Source organism: Mycobacterium sp. NTMscope_Eco_3, assembly GCF_976985685.1.
In genome coordinates this window covers 5,353,709-5,369,351 of sequence record NZ_CDRJYZ010000001.1, presented here as the reverse complement: position 1 = coordinate 5,369,351, position 15,643 = coordinate 5,353,709, and the positions used below count along the sequence as shown (strand labels likewise).

Genomic DNA, 15,643 nt, shown 5'->3' with positions numbered 1-15,643 from the left:
TTTCTCTGCGCTACAGTGCCGGCATGAACGTCAACGCGGCCGCGTTCTCCACCCGATGGGCACAACGCTGGAACGCCCACGACGTCGACGCCGTCCTCGACGACTTCCATGACGACGTGGTGTTCACCTCGCCCGTGGCCGCCAAGCTCCTGCCGGAAACACAGGGAGTGGTCCGCGGCAAGGCGGCGCTACGTCGGTACTGGATAGCCGCCCTCGAACGCATTCCGGATCTCCATTTCACCGTCGAAGGCGTCTACCAAGGCGTCAACACGATCGTCATCACCTACCGCAACCAGAACGGCGATCTCGTCAACGAGGTCTTGGTCTTCGAAGACGACGTGATCGTCGAGGGCCACGGGACATATCGCAGCGCCGGCTCATAGCGCTTAATCGGTCTCCCAAAACACGAAAGTCACGACCCCTTGCGAGGTCGTGACTTTTCGTAGCACCGCTCAATGTGGGCGAAGGGGGACTTGAACCCCCACGTCCCGAAGGACACTGGCACCTGAAGCCAGCGCGTCTGCCATTCCGCCACTCGCCCGGGAAAAACAACCGATGGACCATACCACTGTAATGGCCCGATTCCCGAACCGCCGAAGCGGGCCTCGAAGCCTTCCGGCGCCCTGGGCCTGACCGCGTGCACCCATCTGAGCTGCAGGGACGCAGTTCTCACGATTTCGAGAGTCCCGCACCGTCGCGATGTCCCGCTAGCATGCGGGAGTGAACCAGCACGCAGGTGATTCGTTTGCCGCGCACCGGCAATACCTTCTGGCAAGTGCAGGCGAACGGTAGGACATGAGTAGCCAACGGGGGCTGGCCGCGCGGATCGAGCGCAAGCTCGAAGCGACGGTGGACAATGCTTTCGCCCGCGTGTTCGGCGGATCAATCGTCCCGCAAGAGGTAGAAGCCCTGTTATGCCGCGAGGCTCGCGACGGAGTTCAGAAGCTTCACGGAAATCGCCTTTTGGCCCCCAACGAATACATCATTACCCTCGGTATGCACGACTTCGGAAAGGTGAGCGCCGATCCGGATCTCACGTCGAGCTCATTCGCGAGGTACTTGGCTGACTACATCCACGAACAGGGGTGGCAAACGTATGGTGAGGTGGTCGTCCGGTTCGAGCAGTCGTCGAACCTGCGTACCGGCCAGTACCGCGCCCGTGGTGCTGTCAACCCCGATGTCCAGCCCCGCCCGACGGTCGAAGACGCCGTCCGGCCACAATCAAATAACGCGTTCGGCGATGAACGAGGAGTAGCACCAATGACTGACAACTCGAGCTACCGCGGGGATCAGGGGCCCGGCCGGCCCGGCGACGAGTACTACGACGACCGCTACCGGCGTCCCCAGGACGACGCGCGCGGTGGCCCGGACCCGCAGGGTGCGCCCGACCCGCGGGGGGGATATCCGCCTGAGCAGGGCGGCTACCCACCTCAGCAGGGATATCCGCCGCCGCGCCAACCCGAGCAGGGCGGCTACCCCGAGCAGGGCGCCTACCCGGAACAAGGCGGCTATCCGCCCCCGCAGGGATACCCAGACCAGGGCGGTTACCAGGGCCAGGGCGGTTACCCCGACCAGGGACAGGGCGGCTACCCGCCTCAGCAGGGTTACCAGGACCAGCGCGGCTACCCCGACCAGGGGCAGGGCGGCTACCCGCAGTCGTATGAGCAGCGCCCGCCCGCGCCCACCGGGTACGGCGGCGGCCAAGGTTACGACCAGGGCTATCGCCAGGGCGGCGGCTATGGCCCACCCGGCGGTGGCCCCCAGGGCTACGGCGGCGGATACGGCGACTACGGTCGCGGGCCGGCGCGCCAGGATGAGGGCGGCTATGCGCCACCGGAACAACGTCCCGCCTACCCCGAGCAGGGCGCTGGGTATGACCAGGGCTACCAGCAGGGCGGCGGATACGGCCGCCAGGACTACGGCTCCTCCGAATACACCCAGTACGGCGAGCACGCGCAGGGTGCGACGTACGGCGGCCAGGCCGGGGGATACCCCGAAGCCGCCAGCCCCGAGTACGACTACGGCCAGCAGCCCGACTACGGCCAGCAGGCGGAGTACGGCCAGCCCGCCGACTACGGTCAACAGGCCGGGTACGGCGGATACGGTCAGGGCGGCTACGGCGCCGCGGGCACCACGATCACCCTTCAGCTCGACGACGGCAGCGGCCGCACCTATCAGCTGCGCGAGGGCTCCAACATCGTGGGCCGCGGGCAAGACGCCCAGTTCCGGTTGCCCGATACCGGCGTGTCACGGCGTCACCTGGAGATCCGCTGGGATGGGCAGGTCGCGCTGCTGTCGGACCTGAACTCCACCAACGGCACCACCGTGAACAACGCGCCGGTCCAGGAGTGGCAGTTGGCCGACGGCGACGTCATCCGTTTGGGCCATTCGGAAATCATCGTCCGAATCCACTAAGTCGCTGGGCTCAACGCTGCCGTGCTTCGCCCCGTGTCGACCACCGTCCAAGTATCGTGACGTAGCCGATGTGCTCGGAGTCACGGGCGCCGGGGACACGACGCTAGGACGGAAAGGACGCCAGATGCAGGGATTGGTACTGCAGCTGACGCGCGCCGGATTTTTGATGTTGCTCTGGGTATTCATCTGGTCCGTGCTGCGAATCCTGCGGACCGATATCTATGCGCCGACCGGTGCCGTGATGGTGCGTCGGGGTTTGGCGCTGCGCAGTACCCTGCTGCCTTCGCGCCAGCGCCGGCACGCGGCCCGCTACCTGGTGGTGACCGAAGGCGCGCTGGCGGGTGGGCGCATCACCCTCAGCGGTCAACCGGTATTGATCGGACGAGCTGACGACTCCACCCTGGTGCTCACCGACGACTACGCCTCAACCCGGCACGCCCGGCTATCTCAGCGCGGCTCGGAGTGGTACGTCGAAGATCTAGGATCGACCAACGGTACTTACCTTGACAGGGCGAAAGTGACGACTGCGGTACGAGTCCCGATAGGAACGCCAATTCGAATCGGTAAAACGGCGATCGAGTTACGCCCGTGACCCGCGCCAATGACAATGGTCCCGGCTTGGCCGATTTTCCAGCCGGGATCGAGGAGTGGCGCCCGTGACCCTGGTCCTGCGATACGCCGCCCGGAGTGACCGCGGGCTGGTGCGCTCCAACAACGAAGATTCGGTCTATGCCGGCGCCCGGCTGCTGGCTCTGGCCGACGGCATGGGCGGTCATGCAGCCGGCGAGGTGGCGTCCCAGTTGGTGATCGCCGCGCTGGCGCACCTCGATGACGACGAGCCGGGCGGCGACCTGTTGGCCAAGCTCGACAACGCGGTGCGCTCCGGCAACGCCGCCATCGCCGCGCAGGTGGAGGCGGAGCCCGAACTCGAAGGGATGGGCACCACCCTTACCGCGATCCTGTTCGCGGGCGACCGAATTGGGTTGGTGCACATCGGCGATTCGCGCGGTTACCTGCTGCGCGACGGCGAACTGAGCCAGATCACCAAGGACGACACGTTCGTCCAGACCTTGGTCGACGAGGGCCGGATCACCCGGGAGGAGGCACACAGCCATCCGCAGCGATCGTTGATCATGCGGGCGCTCACCGGCCACGAGGTCGAGCCGACGCTGACCATGCGAGAAGCGCGCGCCGGCGATCGCTACCTGCTGTGCTCCGACGGGCTTTCGGATCCGGTGAGCGACGAGACCATCCTCGAGGCGTTGCAGATTCCCGACGTCGCCGAGGCCGCCTATCGCCTCATCGAGTTGGCGCTGCGCGGCGGCGGGCCGGACAACGTCACCGTCGTGGTCGCCGACGTTGTCGACTACGACTACGGGCAAACCCAGCCGATTCTGGCCGGCGCGGTGTCGGGCGACGAGGATCAGATGACGCTGCCCAACACCTCGGCCGGGCGCGCCTCGGCTATCAGGCCGCGCGAAGAGTCCGCCAAACGTGTTGCGCCGCAACCGGAAACGACGCATCGGCCGCGGTGGTCCCGTCGACGGATGGCCGTCGTCGCCGCCTTGGCCGTACTGCTGGTCATCGCGGGCCTCACCGTCGGGTGGTGGGTCATCCAGCGCAACTATTACGTCGCCGAATACAACGGCAGGGTCTCCATCGTCCGGGGGATCCAGGGGACGCTGCTGGGCGTTCCGTTGCAACGGCCTTACCTGGTCGGCTGCCTCAACGCGCGCAACGAGCTGTCCCTGGTCAGCTATGGGCAATCCGGCGGCCACTCCACTTGCCAGCTGATGACCCTGCAGGATCTGCGCCGGCCCGGACAGGTCCAGGTCCAAACCGGGCTGCCGGGCGGCAGCTTGGACCAAGCGGAATCGCAGCTGCGCCAATTGCTGGCCGAATACCTGCTGCCGATCTGTCCGCCACCGCGCGCCACCTCGCCGCCGCCCGGATCCCCGTCCACCGGCGGCGGAACTCCCCAGCCCAGCGCCACCGCATCGCCATCACCACCCACCAGTTCCACCAGCGCCAGCCCCCCACCCAGCACGAGCGCCTCCAACGGCCCCGCGAATTCATCACCGGCAGGTCCGACGACCACGTCGCAAACGGTGACCGCGCTCCCCGGGCCCCCACCCCAACCGGGCATCGATTGCCGGACGGTGGCATGACAACACAGCTTCAGCCACCGGTCGCGGTCACGCCTCCTCTTCCTACCCGGCGCAATGCCGAGTTGTTGCTGCTGGGCTTCGCCTCGCTGATCACCGTCGCCGCGCTGCTGATAGTGGAGGCCAATCAAACCCGCGATCTGCACTGGGACGCGATCAACTACGGGCTGGTGTTTCTCGTCGTGTTCGGGTCGGCGCACATGGCCATCCGGCGCTTCGCGCCGTATACCGATCCGCTGCTGCTGCCAATCGTGGCATTACTCAACGGACTTGGGTTGGTGATGATTCACCGGCTGGATCTGGTCACCAATCAACTCAGCGGCCGCCACCACCCCAGCGCGACCCAGCAGATGTTGTGGACCCTGGTCGGTGTGGTGACCTTTGCATTGGTGGTCACCTTCTTGAAAGACCATCGCCAGCTGGCGCGCTACGGCTACATCTGCGGGCTCGTCGGCCTGATCTTTTTGGTGATTCCCGCCCTGTTGCCGGCATCGCTGTCCGAACAAAACGGCGCCAAGATCTGGATTCGCTTGCCCGGCTTCTCAATTCAGCCCGCCGAGTTCTCCAAGATTCTGCTCCTGATCTTCTTCTCCGCGGTGCTGATCGCCAAACGCGGCCTGTTCACCAGCGTCGGCAAGCACTTCATGGGTCTGACGCTGCCCCGCCCCCGTGACCTCGCGCCCCTGCTGGCGGCCTGGGTGATCTCGGTCGGCGTGATGGCCTTCGAAAAGGACCTTGGCACTTCGCTATTGCTGTACACGTCATTTTTGGTGGTGGTCTACCTCGCCACCCAACGCTTCAGCTGGGTGGGGATCGGCCTGGTGCTGTTCGCCGCGGGAAGCGTTGTCGCGTACTACATTTTCAGCCACGTCCGGGTGCGGGTGCAGATGTGGTGGGACCCGTTCTCGGACCCCGACGGCAGTGGCTATCAGATTGTGCAGTCGCTCTTCAGCTTTGCCACCGGGGGGATTTTCGGCACCGGGCTCGGCAACGGTCAGCCCGACACCGTGCCCGCCGCGTCGACCGACTTCATCATCGCGGCGTTCGGCGAAGAACTGGGATTGGTGGGCCTGGCGAGCATCCTGATGCTCTACACCATCGTCATCGTGCGGGGCATGCGGACGGCGATCGCCACCCGGGATAGCTTCGGCAAGCTGCTGGCGGCGGGCCTGGCGTCGACGCTGGCCCTGCAGCTGTTCATCGTCGTCGGCGGGGTAACGCAACTCATTCCGTTGACCGGGTTGACCACCCCGTGGATGTCTTACGGCGGTTCGTCGTTGCTGGCGAACTATGTCCTGTTGGCCATCTTGGCGCGGATCTCGCACAGCGCCCGTCGTCCCTTGCGCACCGCCGCGCGCCACGAGCCGCCGATCGCGGCGGCCGGCACCGAGGTGATCGAGAAAGTATGAACGCCTCCCTGCGCCGGATCTCGGTGACCGTGATGGCGTTGATCGTGCTGCTGTTGATCAACGCCACGATGACGCAGGTCTTCGCCGCGGACTCGCTGCGCGCCGACCCGCGCAATCAGCGCGTCCTGCTCGACGAGTATTCGCGCCAGCGCGGCCAGATCGTGGCGGGCGGACAGCTGTTGGCCTACTCCGTCGCCACCGACAACCGCTTCCGCTTCCTGCGCGTCTACCCCAACCCCGCGACGTACGCGCCGGTCACCGGGTTCTACTCGTTGCGTTATTCCAGCACCGGACTGGAACGGGCCGAGGACCCGCTGTTGAACGGCTCCGACGAGCGGCTGTTCGGGCGCCGGCTGGCCGACTTCTTCACCGGCCGCGACCCGCGCGGGGCCAACGTCGACACCACGATCAAGCCGCGAGTCCAGCAGGCCGCCTGGGACGGGATGCAGCAGGGCTGCGGCGGTCCGCCGTGCAAGGGCGCCGTCGTCGCCCTCGAACCGTCCACCGGAAAGATCTTGGCGATGGTGTCGTCACCGTCCTACGACCCCAACCTGTTGTCGTCGCACGATCCCGACGTGCAGGCCAAGGCCTGGCAGCGGCTGCGCGACGATCCCAACAACCCGATGACCAACCGAGCCATCTCGGAGACCTACCCACCCGGCTCCACCTTCAAGGTCATCACCACCGCGGCCGCGCTGCAGGCGGGCGCCTCCGACACCGAGCAGCTGACCGCCGCGCCCTCCATTCCGCTGCCCAACAGCACCGCAACCTTGGAGAACTACGGTGGACAGGCGTGTGGCAACGAGCCGACCGTGTCCCTGCAGCAGGCCTTCGCCCTGTCCTGCAACACCGCGTTCGTCCAACTCGGCCTCCTGACCGGATCCGACGCGCTGCGCAGCATGGCGCGCTCATTCGGCCTGGACAGCACCCCGAGCGTCATCCCGCTTCAGGTCGCCGAGTCGACCATCGGGATCATCCCGGACGCCGCGGCCCTGGGCATGACGAGCATCGGCCAGAAGGATGTCGCGATGACGCCCCTGCAGAACGCCGAGATCGCCGCGACCATCGCGAACGGCGGGGTGACGATGCAGCCCTACCTGATCGACAGCCTCAAGGGACCGGACCTGACCACGATCAGCACCACGGCACCTTATGAGCAGCGGCGCTCGGTGTCGCCGCAGGTCGCCGCTAAGCTAACAGAGCTGATGGTCGGCGCCGAGAAGGTCGCACAGCAGAAAGGGGCCATTCCCGGCGTGCAGATCGCATCCAAGACGGGTACCGCAGAGCATGGGACCGATCCGCGGCACACACCGCCGCACGCCTGGTACATCGCTTTCGCGCCCGCACAGACCCCGAAGGTCGCCGTGGCGGTCTTGGTGGAGAATGGCGCCGACCGCCTGTCCGCGACGGGGGGTGCACTCGCCGCGCCGATCGGACGGGCTGTGATCCAGGCCGCGCTACAGGGAGGACCATGAGCCCGCGAGTTGGTGTGACGCTGTCTGGCAGATACCGCCTGCAGCGCCTGATCGCCACCGGCGGCATGGGTCAGGTCTGGGAGGCGGTAGACAGCCGCCTGGGCCGGCGCGTCGCGGTCAAGGTGCTCAAGCAGGAGTTCTCCCAGGACCCCGAGTTCATCGAGCGCTTCCGCGCTGAGGCGCGGACCACGGCGATGCTCAACCACCCCGGGATCGCGGCGGTCCACGACTACGGCGAGAGCCAGCTGGACGGGGAGGGCCGCACCGCCTACCTGGTGATGGAACTGGTCAACGGCGAGCCGCTGAACTCTGTGCTCAAACGCACCGGCCGGCTGTCGCTGCGGCACGCCCTGGACATGCTCGAGCAGACCGGTCGCGCGCTGCAGGTCGCGCACGCCGCCGGTTTGGTCCACCGCGACGTCAAGCCGGGCAACATCTTGATCACCCCGACCGGCCAGGTGAAGATCACCGACTTCGGCATCGCCAAGGCCGTCGACGCCGCACCGGTGACCCAGACCGGCATGGTGATGGGCACCGCCCAATACATCGCGCCCGAACAGGCCCTTGGACACGACGCCACCCCGTCCAGCGACGTGTACTCGCTGGGAGTTGTTGGCTACGAGGTTGTTTCGGGCAAGCGGCCGTTCACCGGTGACGGCGCATTGACGGTGGCGATGAAACACATCAAGGAACCTCCGCCGCCGCTGCCCGCGGAGCTGCCGCCCAATGTGCGCGAACTCATCGAGATCACGCTGGTCAAGAACCCGGCGATGCGTTACCGCAGCGGGGGACCGTTCGCCGACGCCGTGGCCGCGGTGCGCGCCGGTCGCCGACCGCCCCGCCCCAGCCAGTCACTGCCTCCGGGCCGGGCGTCGCCGGCGGCGATTCCGTCCAGCCCGACGACCCGGGCGGCCGCGGTGTCGCCCCGCACCGCCGCGCCGCGCCGATCCCGTCCGAACACCGGCGGGCACCGCCCGCCGCCGGCCCGGCGCACCTTCTCGTCGGGGCAGCGCGCGCTGCTGTGGGCCGCCGGGGTCCTCGGCGCGCTGGCGATCATCATCGCGGTTCTCATCGTCATCAATTCCCGCGGGGATCAGCAGCAACAGCCCCCGACGGTCACCGACACCGGCACACCGCCGGCGTCGGCGCCGCCGCCGTCCAACACCCCGAGCGGATCCGCGGCGCGCCCGGGCATGCGGCTCGATTGGCCGGACGACGGCACGATAGGAATGTCGGGATTCCGTAGCGGACCGCCGCGACACGGGGCATCGCCGTGACCACCCCGCAGCACCTGTCCGACCGTTATGAGCTGGGCGAGATCCTCGGCTTCGGGGGGATGTCCGAGGTTCACCTGGCCCGCGACCTCCGCTTGCATCGCGATGTCGCGGTCAAGGTGCTGCGCGCGGATCTGGCCCGCGACCCCAGTTTCTACCTACGCTTCCGGCGCGAGGCGCAAAACGCCGCCGCGCTGAATCACCCGTCCATCGTCGCGGTCTACGACACGGGCGAGGCCGAGACGCCCACCGGGCCGCTGCCCTACATCGTCATGGAATACGTCGACGGCGTCACCCTGCGCGACATCGTGCACACCGACGGGCCGCTGCCGCCGCGGCGGGCGATCGAGATCATCGCCGACGCGTGCCAGGCGCTGAACTTCAGTCATCAGAACGGCATCATCCACCGCGACGTCAAGCCGGCCAACATCATGATCAGCACCACCAACGCGGTCAAGGTGATGGATTTCGGCATCGCCCGCGCGATCGCCGACAGCGGCAACAGCGTCACCCAGACGGCCGCGGTGATCGGAACCGCGCAGTACCTCTCGCCCGAGCAGGCCCGCGGCGACGCCGTCGACGCCCGTTCCGATGTGTACTCGCTGGGCTGCGTTCTTTACGAAATCCTCACGGGCGAACCACCTTTCGTCGGAGACTCGCCGGTCGCGGTTGCCTACCAACATGTTCGCGAGGACCCGGTCCCGCCGTCGCAACGCCACGAAGGCATCTCGCCCGACCTCGACGCCGTCGTGCTCAAGGCGCTGGCCAAGAATCCGGAAAACCGCTATCAGACCGCGGCGGAGATGCGCGCCGATCTGGTGCGGGTGCACAACGGCGAGAAGCCCGAAGCACCCAAGGTTTTCACCGACGCCGACCGGTCCTCGTTGCTGTCGTCGAGCCCCGGCAGCGCGGGCCCGCCCCGGACCGATCCGCTGCCTCGCCAGGTTCTCGCCGACGCCGGTGAGGACCGCACCGTCGGTTCGGTCGGTCGCTGGATCGTCGCGGTGGCCGCGCTGGCCGTCCTGACGATCGTGGTGGTCATCGCGTTCAACACCTTCGGCGGCGGTGCCCGTGACGTTCAGGTGCCCGACGTGCGCGGGCAGGTGTCCGCCGATGCCATCGCGGCGCTGCAAAACCGCGGCTTCAAAACGCGCACGCTGCAAAAGCCGGATTCGATCATCCCGCCCGACCACGTCATCGGCACCGACCCCGGCGCCAACGCCTCGATCAGCGCCGGCGACGAGATCACCGTCAACGTCTCCACCGGCCCGGAGCAACGCGAGGTGCCCGACGTTTCCTCGTTGAGTTACTCCGACGCGGTCAGCAAGCTCAAAGCCGCGGGATTCACCAAGTTCAAGCAGGCCAATTCGCCGTCGACGCCGGAGCTGCTGGGCAAGGTGATCGGGACCAACCCGCCGGCCAACCAGACGTCGGCGATCACCAACGTCATCACCGTCATCGTCGGCTCCGGGCCGGAGACCAAGCAGGTTCCCGACATCGCGGGCCAGACCGTGGACATCGCGCAGCGGAACCTCACCGTCTACGGCTTCAGCAAGGTGACCCAGGTGCAGGTGGACAGCCCCCGGCCGGCCGGTGAGGTGATCGGGACCAATCCGCCCAAGGGACAGATGATTCCGGTGGACTCGGTCATCGAGCTGCAGGTGTCCAAGGGCAATCAGTTCGTCATGCCCGACCTGTCCGGCATGTTCTGGACGGACGCCGAGCCGCGGCTACGGGCGCTGGGCTGGACGGGCATCCTGGACAAGGGCGCCGACGTCGACGCCGGCGGCTCCCAGTCCCACCGCGTCGTGTATCAGAACCCGCCGGCCGGCGCCGGGGTGAACCGGGACGGGATCATCACGCTGAAGTTCGGTCAGTAGCCGCCGGGTCGGCCGGGAAATACGGCCGCACCGCGGCGTGCACGTCGTTCTCGAGTCGGCGTATCAGCGTGTCATCGCGCACCAACCCGCACACGGCCAGCCAGTTCGCCAGCATGCGATGGCCGCCCTCGGTCAGGATCGACTCCGGATGGAACTGCACCCCGTGAATGGGCAAGTCGGCGTGGCGCACCCCCATGATCACACCGCTGTCGGTGCGGGCGGTGACCTCGAGCACCGGCGGCAGCGACTCGGGCAGGATGGTCAGCGAGTGGTAGCGGGTCGCCGTGAAGGGATCCGGAAGTCCTTGCAACACACCGACATTGGTGTGGTGGACGCGGCTGGTCTTGCCGTGCAGCAGTTCGGGGGCGCGGTCGACGGTGGCGCCGAATGCGACGCCGATGGCTTGGTGCCCCAGGCAGACCCCGAGCAGCGGAGTCTTCTCGGCGGCACACGCGCGAACCATCCCGATGGAAGCGCCCGCGCGCTCCGGGGTGCCCGGCCCCGGACTGAGCAGCACGCCGTCGAACTGCCGGGCGGCCGCGGTCTCGTCGGAGAGCCGGGCGTCGTCATTGCGCCAGACGTCCGCGTCCACACCCAGCTGCCCGAGGTACTGCACCAGGTTGAACACGAAGCTGTCGTAGTTGTCGACAACCAGGATCCGCATCGTGCCAGGTTACCGCCCGGTGGTACGCGCTCTGCTGGTCAGTGGGCCTCAATAGCCAATGGGGCCGTTGGGCTGCGCGAAATGCAGCCGGTCGGGCTCGGAGTGACCGACGGCCTGCACGTCGGACTTGACGTCTTCGCGGTAGCCGAGCCCGAACCGGACCACGTACTGCTTGTAGAGCGTCACCAGGGGAGCGGCGGCGAGCGCGGCTTGCATGGCTGCGGAGTTACCGATCGCGGTGATCGTGTACGGCGGGCTGTAGGTGCGCCCGTTGAGCAGAAGGGTATTGCCCACGCAGCGGGGCACTGAGGTGGCGATGAGCCGTTGGTCCTGCATCTGAATGGCCTCGGCGCCCGCGCTCCACAACGCGTTGAGCACGGCCTGGATGTCTTGCTGGTGCACCACCAGGTCGTCGGGTGACGCGTCGCGCGGGAACCGGCCGTTGGCGTCGCGCTGCGCGTCCTCGAGGGTGACCACCAGGCCCGGGCCGTGCACGGGGCTCATATCCGCCTGGCCGGCGAGCTCCGCGGAGCGCCGCAACATCGCGGCCAGCGCGGCGTCCGACGAGCGCCCGTGCGCCGCGTCGATTTTCTTCGCCAATTCCTCACGTTCGGCGTTGAGCCGGTTCACCGACGACTGGGTATCACGGACCAGGTCCACCAGCCGCGGGGCGTCGCTGCGGCGGATCTCGGCGCCGCCGGAAACCCCGTGCGTGGCGGCGAGCAGCAATCCGGCCAGCACGCACACCACCGGGACGCCGAAGCGCCATGGCGACTGGCGCGTCTGGATCATCGAGTCTCCCTTTCCTGGTCACCGTCCCAGGTGCGTTAGTCTCGTAGCCAAGCTATGGGTGCAGCTGCCGTGTCCATCGTTGCACCCCGTCCCGCTCACCGTGTTGTTGAGGTAATCCGCGAGGTAATCATGCCCAAGTCCAAGGTCCGTAAGAAGAACGACTTCACCGTCAGCGCGGTCAGCCGCACCCCGGTGAAGGTCAAGGTCGGACCGTCGAGCGTGTGGTTCGTCGCGCTGTTCATCGGCCTCATGCTGATCGGTCTCGTCTGGCTGATGGTGTTCCAGTTGGCCGCGGTCGGAACCCAGGCACCGACGGCCCTCAATTGGATGGCGCAACTGGGCCCCTGGAACTACGCCATCGCGTTCGCTTTCATGATCACCGGTTTGTTGCTCACGATGCGCTGGCACTGAGCGGCACGGCCGACGTAATGAATTCATTTTTGGGCTGATTTGTCACTGCGCCAGCAACTTTCTGACCACCCAATCACACGCGTGTGATTTATCCCCACTGTTGATAGAGATTGTGGATAACTGCATCGGCAGTGGTGGGAGGGGCTAAGGACCGCATGCAGCAAACACAATGGGAGCCGCACCCGGCCGGAATCGCAGGTTGTGGAGCCGTAGGCGTTCTGATGGCTATCGCCGCTGTGACCCTGATCACAGACCTGCCGGGGCGCGTTCTGGCGGGCGTTGCCGCAGTGGGTCTGATCTTGTTTGCGGGAATGTCTTGGCGCGCGCGCCCCAAGCTGGCAATCACGCCCGACGGCCTGGCGCTGCGCGGCTGGTTCCGGACGCAGCTATTGCAGCAATCCGACATCAAGATCATCCGCATCATCGAGTTCCGCCGCTACGGACGCAGGGTGCGGTTACTGGAGGTCGAAGCGGCCGACGGCGACCTCGTCCTGTTCTCCCGCTGGGACCTCGGGACCGACCCGCTGGACGTGCTCGACGCGCTCACCGCGGCCGGCTACGCGGGCCGTTCGCAGCCCTGAACGGCCCCGGGCGGGCGGGGCCCGGTTACGAGATGGTGATCGACTCGATGACGACCGGCTCGGAGGGACGGTCGTTGCCGTCGGTGCTCGTCGTCGAGATCGCCTCGACGACCTGCTGCGAGTCCGGGTCGGTCACTTCGCCGAAGATCGTGTGGCGCCGGTTGAGGTGCGGCGTCTTGTCGACCGTGATGAAGAACTGCGAGCCGTTGGTGCCCGGGCCCGCGTTCGCCATCGCCAGCAGGTAGGGCTTGTCGAATTGCAGTTCGGGGTGGAACTCGTCGGCGAACTTGTACCCCGGGCCACCGCGGCCGGTCCCGGTCGGGTCGCCGCCCTGGATCATGAAGCCCCGGATCACCCGGTGAAAGACCGCGCCATCGTAGAACGGGCCGGAGGAGCCTCCCGATGCGTTCTGGGTCGAGTACTCCTTGGTCCCCTGCGCCAGGCCGACGAAGTTGGCGACGGTCTTGGGCGCGTGGTTTCCGAACAACGCGACCTTGATGTCGCCGCGGTTGGTGTGGAGCGTGGCGGTAGCAGTCTGAAAGGGGCTGTTAGTCACGGCACCAGAGTCTGCCACTACGCGTCAGCGCGCCCGCACGCGGTGCCACCCAATCCGAACCGCTGACGAAAACGCCGCGAACACACATCGCGGCCCCCGACGTCCCTATGCTGGCAGTCTGTTCAGATATCGGGCCGGCCGTCGGGCCGGGTCACGACAGGCGTCACCAGCGGAACAGAAGGGCGGCAGATGAGCGCGAAGACGGAATCCCGGCTCACCCCGCGGGAGCGACTGGCCCGCGGCCTGAGCTATTCGGCGAGGGGACCGGTGGACGTCACCCGCGGAGTCGTGGGCCTCAGCGTCGAGTCCGCGCGGTCGACCGCCTCGGAGCTGCGTCGCCGGTATCAGGAGGGGCGCCTGGCCGCCGACATCGCGGCCGCCCAGGAGGCACTCGCCCAGGAGTTGGCCGCCGCGCAGGAAGTGGTCGCCGGCCTGCCGCAGGCGCTGCAGGATGCGCGGCGCGCGCAGCGTCGCGGCAAGCGCCCGTTGATCATTGCGGGCATTGCCGTCGCGGCCCTCGCCGGCGGCGCCGCGGCGTTCAGCATCGCCCGGCGCTCGGTGCGGGCGAAGCCTCAGGAGCCGCAGTCGCGGCCGCCGAGCGTGGATGTGCAACCGCGGCCCTAGGGTCGCCGCACGGCCAGCTGCAGCCGCTCGCGGCGCCGAACCAGAATGCTCGGCAGCCATTCTCCGACCTCGGCCGCGCTGATCCAAGTGGTGCGCTCGAGCAGCATCCGCAACACGATGTGGGCCTCCAAGCGTGCCAGTGCGGCCCCCACGCAGAAGTGCACGCCCTTGCCGAAGGTGACGTGACTTTTGCCGGCGACGCGGTCGAGGCGAAATTCGTTCGGGGCCTCGAAGTGCGCCGGGTCGCGGTTGGCCGCTCCCCACATCAACAGCAGATGTGAGTCGGCCGGCACCGCGACCCCACCGAGCGTGGTGTCGCGCCACACGTGTCGGTAATGGCCCCGAAACGGGGCCTCGAAGCGCAGGGTCTCTTCGATGAAAGCGCTCAGCAATTCCGGCTTTTCGCGGAGCTGCTGTTGGATCGCGGGGCGATCGGCGAGGATCCACGCCGCGCTTCCCAGCAGAGACGCCGTCGACTCGCCGGCCGCGCTGAAGAGGGTCAGCATGATTCCCAGCGCCGGCAGTTGCTCTAGTTCACCCGAGGCGTAGCGCGCGGCCAGGTCGGCGATCAGGCCGGATTCAGGCTTGCCGCTTGCCTTTTCGAAATGCTCCAGCACATAGCCGGATAGCTCCATCGCGGCGAGCCCAGCCTGCTCGAGTTGTTCGGACGTGACGATTCCATCTAGCAATGTCGTGGTGGCGTAGCCGAGCCGAATGAGGTTGTCGACGTCGTCGTCGGGGAGACCCAGGAGCTTGCAAACGACCATCATCGGCAGCCGATTCGCGACGCTGCTCATCCATTCGATCTGACCGTCGCGCAGGTTCTGTTCCCAGAGGCGGTCGGCGGTCCGGACCGCGAATTCCTCGATGATCCGGACGCGCTTGGCCGACAAATGGGGTAGCAGGATCTTCCGGTGCATGGCATGTACCGGATCGTCCGCGGTGGCCAACACCTGGGTCGGGCCACCCGGTGGCCCCATGTCGAACGGGGTGACGGAGCCGTCGTCGTGGAAGACCATGGTCGCGGTGAGGTTCGACGAAAAATCTTCGACCCGCTCGACGGCCTCTTGCACTGCGTCCCAACCGCACACGGCGTAGAAGACGGAATCGCCGATGCGGTGCACCGGCGCCTCGGCCCGCATCCGGTCATACAGCGGGTAGGGATCCTGTATCGCCGCGCTACCGAAGAACCGGGTCGCGCTGTCCAAGGCCGTCACGCGTCTCAGGCTCCGGTGCGCCTCGCCGCGGGGTCAATGGACCGCGGAGAAGTTGATGAGCGCTCGCGACCGACCGTGATCGGGGACAAAGACGTGGACCGGTCACAAGCTGCGCATTCGGGTGAAAGAAAGGCTCTGAAATTTCTCACGCTGCGAGAAGTATTTCGGCGCCCCGCAGCG

The 15,643-nt window shown here is 67.1% G+C and carries 15 protein-coding genes and 1 tRNA gene; 11 read left to right on the top strand and 5 right to left on the bottom strand.

The window, feature by feature from the left end; all coding sequences use genetic code 11:
* Nucleotides 1-23 precede the first annotated feature (23 nt).
* Nucleotides 24-383, top strand: coding sequence for a nuclear transport factor 2 family protein (locus AC0KTM_RS24945; RefSeq protein WP_238955324.1), 360 nt, complete (start codon nucleotides 24-26; stop codon nucleotides 381-383).
* Nucleotides 384-458: 75 nt separating this feature from the next.
* On the opposite strand, the gene AC0KTM_RS24940 is transcribed toward AC0KTM_RS24945, so the two are convergent.
* A tRNA-Leu gene (locus AC0KTM_RS24940) sits at nucleotides 459-541 on the bottom strand.
* Nucleotides 542-795: 254 nt separating this feature from the next.
* Here AC0KTM_RS24940 and AC0KTM_RS24935 point away from each other — a divergent pair.
* The 7 genes from AC0KTM_RS24935 (at nucleotide 796) to pknB (ending at nucleotide 10,618) form a co-directional block, all read left to right on the top strand.
* Nucleotides 796-2,415, top strand: coding sequence for a DUF3662 and FHA domain-containing protein (locus tag AC0KTM_RS24935; RefSeq protein ID WP_238955279.1), 1,620 nt, complete (start codon nucleotides 796-798; stop codon nucleotides 2,413-2,415).
* 124 nt (nucleotides 2,416-2,539) lie between these two features.
* Nucleotides 2,540-3,007, top strand: coding sequence for an FHA domain-containing protein FhaB/FipA (locus AC0KTM_RS24930; RefSeq protein ID WP_007771646.1), 468 nt, complete (start codon nucleotides 2,540-2,542; stop codon nucleotides 3,005-3,007).
* A 64-nt stretch (nucleotides 3,008-3,071) separates the two neighbouring features.
* Nucleotides 3,072-4,583, top strand: a complete 1,512-nt coding sequence (locus tag AC0KTM_RS24925; protein ID WP_225330558.1) for a PP2C family protein-serine/threonine phosphatase — start codon at nucleotides 3,072-3,074, stop codon at nucleotides 4,581-4,583.
* Nucleotides 4,580-5,989 (top strand): FtsW/RodA/SpoVE family cell cycle protein, encoded by a 1,410-nt coding sequence (locus tag AC0KTM_RS24920; protein WP_225330559.1) that lies wholly within the window; start codon nucleotides 4,580-4,582, stop codon nucleotides 5,987-5,989. Before AC0KTM_RS24925 ends, AC0KTM_RS24920 begins: the two co-directional genes overlap by 4 nt.
* Complete coding sequence (gene pbpA / locus AC0KTM_RS24915) at nucleotides 5,986-7,464, top strand: D,D-transpeptidase PbpA (protein WP_225330560.1); 1,479 nt, start codon at nucleotides 5,986-5,988, stop codon at nucleotides 7,462-7,464. The genes AC0KTM_RS24920 and pbpA overlap by 4 nt, the downstream gene beginning before the upstream one ends.
* On the top strand, nucleotides 7,461-8,741 hold the full coding sequence (locus AC0KTM_RS24910; RefSeq protein ID WP_472416969.1) for a serine/threonine-protein kinase: 1,281 nt from the start codon (nucleotides 7,461-7,463) through the stop codon (nucleotides 8,739-8,741). Before pbpA ends, AC0KTM_RS24910 begins: the two co-directional genes overlap by 4 nt.
* Nucleotides 8,738-10,618 carry a Stk1 family PASTA domain-containing Ser/Thr kinase gene (pknB, locus tag AC0KTM_RS24905; RefSeq protein WP_225329892.1) on the top strand — a complete coding sequence of 627 codons (1,881 nt, stop codon included), beginning with the start codon at nucleotides 8,738-8,740 and terminating at the stop codon, nucleotides 10,616-10,618. The genes AC0KTM_RS24910 and pknB overlap by 4 nt, the downstream gene beginning before the upstream one ends.
* Here the strand turns inward: pknB and AC0KTM_RS24900 are convergent.
* On the bottom strand, nucleotides 10,596-11,282 hold the full coding sequence (locus tag AC0KTM_RS24900) for an aminodeoxychorismate/anthranilate synthase component II (RefSeq protein ID WP_472416967.1): 687 nt from the start codon (nucleotides 11,280-11,282) through the stop codon (nucleotides 10,596-10,598). The two genes, pknB and AC0KTM_RS24900, sit on opposite strands and share 23 nt — an antisense overlap.
* Before the next feature lie 48 nt (nucleotides 11,283-11,330).
* Entirely contained in the window at nucleotides 11,331-12,074 is a 744-nt protein-coding gene (locus tag AC0KTM_RS24895) for a DUF881 domain-containing protein (protein ID WP_238955276.1), read from the bottom strand.
* Between the two features lie 129 nt (nucleotides 12,075-12,203).
* Here AC0KTM_RS24895 and crgA point away from each other — a divergent pair, with 129 nt between their 5' ends.
* Together crgA and AC0KTM_RS24885 are read left to right on the top strand one after the other, a co-directional pair.
* On the top strand, nucleotides 12,204-12,485 hold the full coding sequence (crgA, locus tag AC0KTM_RS24890) for a cell division protein CrgA (protein WP_225329889.1): 282 nt from the start codon (nucleotides 12,204-12,206) through the stop codon (nucleotides 12,483-12,485).
* A 155-nt stretch (nucleotides 12,486-12,640) separates the two neighbouring features.
* A complete protein-coding gene (locus AC0KTM_RS24885) occupies nucleotides 12,641-13,066 on the top strand; it encodes a PH domain-containing protein (protein ID WP_225329888.1) in 426 nt (141 codons plus the stop codon).
* 25 nt (nucleotides 13,067-13,091) lie between these two features.
* On the opposite strand, the gene AC0KTM_RS24880 is transcribed toward AC0KTM_RS24885, so the two are convergent.
* Nucleotides 13,092-13,640 carry a peptidylprolyl isomerase gene (locus tag AC0KTM_RS24880; RefSeq protein WP_238955273.1) on the bottom strand — a complete coding sequence of 183 codons (549 nt, stop codon included), beginning with the start codon at nucleotides 13,638-13,640 and terminating at the stop codon, nucleotides 13,092-13,094.
* Between the two features lie 171 nt (nucleotides 13,641-13,811).
* Between AC0KTM_RS24880 and cwsA the strand changes: the two genes are divergently transcribed.
* The gene (gene cwsA / locus AC0KTM_RS24875; RefSeq protein ID WP_225329886.1) at nucleotides 13,812-14,246 is read left to right on the top strand and encodes a cell wall synthesis protein CwsA; all 435 of its coding nucleotides are present in this window, start codon (nucleotides 13,812-13,814) and stop codon (nucleotides 14,244-14,246) included.
* Here the strand turns inward: cwsA and AC0KTM_RS24870 are convergent.
* A complete protein-coding gene (locus AC0KTM_RS24870) occupies nucleotides 14,243-15,463 on the bottom strand; it encodes a cytochrome P450 (RefSeq protein ID WP_472416965.1) in 1,221 nt (406 codons plus the stop codon). The two genes, cwsA and AC0KTM_RS24870, sit on opposite strands and share 4 nt — an antisense overlap.
* Nucleotides 15,464-15,643 lie beyond the last annotated feature (180 nt).

Coding starts and splice junctions, on each gene's coding strand:
- AC0KTM_RS24885 (WP_225329888.1), top strand. CDS start 12,641: ATGCAGCAAACACAATGGGAGCCGCACCCGGCCGGAATCGCAGGTTGT.
- AC0KTM_RS24945 (WP_238955324.1), top strand. CDS start 24: ATGAACGTCAACGCGGCCGCGTTCTCCACCCGATGGGCACAACGCTGG.
- AC0KTM_RS24930 (WP_007771646.1), top strand. CDS start 2,540: ATGCAGGGATTGGTACTGCAGCTGACGCGCGCCGGATTTTTGATGTTG.
- cwsA (WP_225329886.1), top strand. CDS start 13,812: ATGAGCGCGAAGACGGAATCCCGGCTCACCCCGCGGGAGCGACTGGCC.
- AC0KTM_RS24900 (WP_472416967.1), bottom strand. CDS start 11,282: ATGCGGATCCTGGTTGTCGACAACTACGACAGCTTCGTGTTCAACCTG.
- AC0KTM_RS24920 (WP_225330559.1), top strand. CDS start 4,580: ATGACAACACAGCTTCAGCCACCGGTCGCGGTCACGCCTCCTCTTCCT.
- AC0KTM_RS24935 (WP_238955279.1), top strand. CDS start 796: ATGAGTAGCCAACGGGGGCTGGCCGCGCGGATCGAGCGCAAGCTCGAA.
- crgA (WP_225329889.1), top strand. CDS start 12,204: ATGCCCAAGTCCAAGGTCCGTAAGAAGAACGACTTCACCGTCAGCGCG.
- AC0KTM_RS24895 (WP_238955276.1), bottom strand. CDS start 12,074: ATGATCCAGACGCGCCAGTCGCCATGGCGCTTCGGCGTCCCGGTGGTG.
- pbpA (WP_225330560.1), top strand. CDS start 5,986: ATGAACGCCTCCCTGCGCCGGATCTCGGTGACCGTGATGGCGTTGATC.
- AC0KTM_RS24910 (WP_472416969.1), top strand. CDS start 7,461: ATGAGCCCGCGAGTTGGTGTGACGCTGTCTGGCAGATACCGCCTGCAG.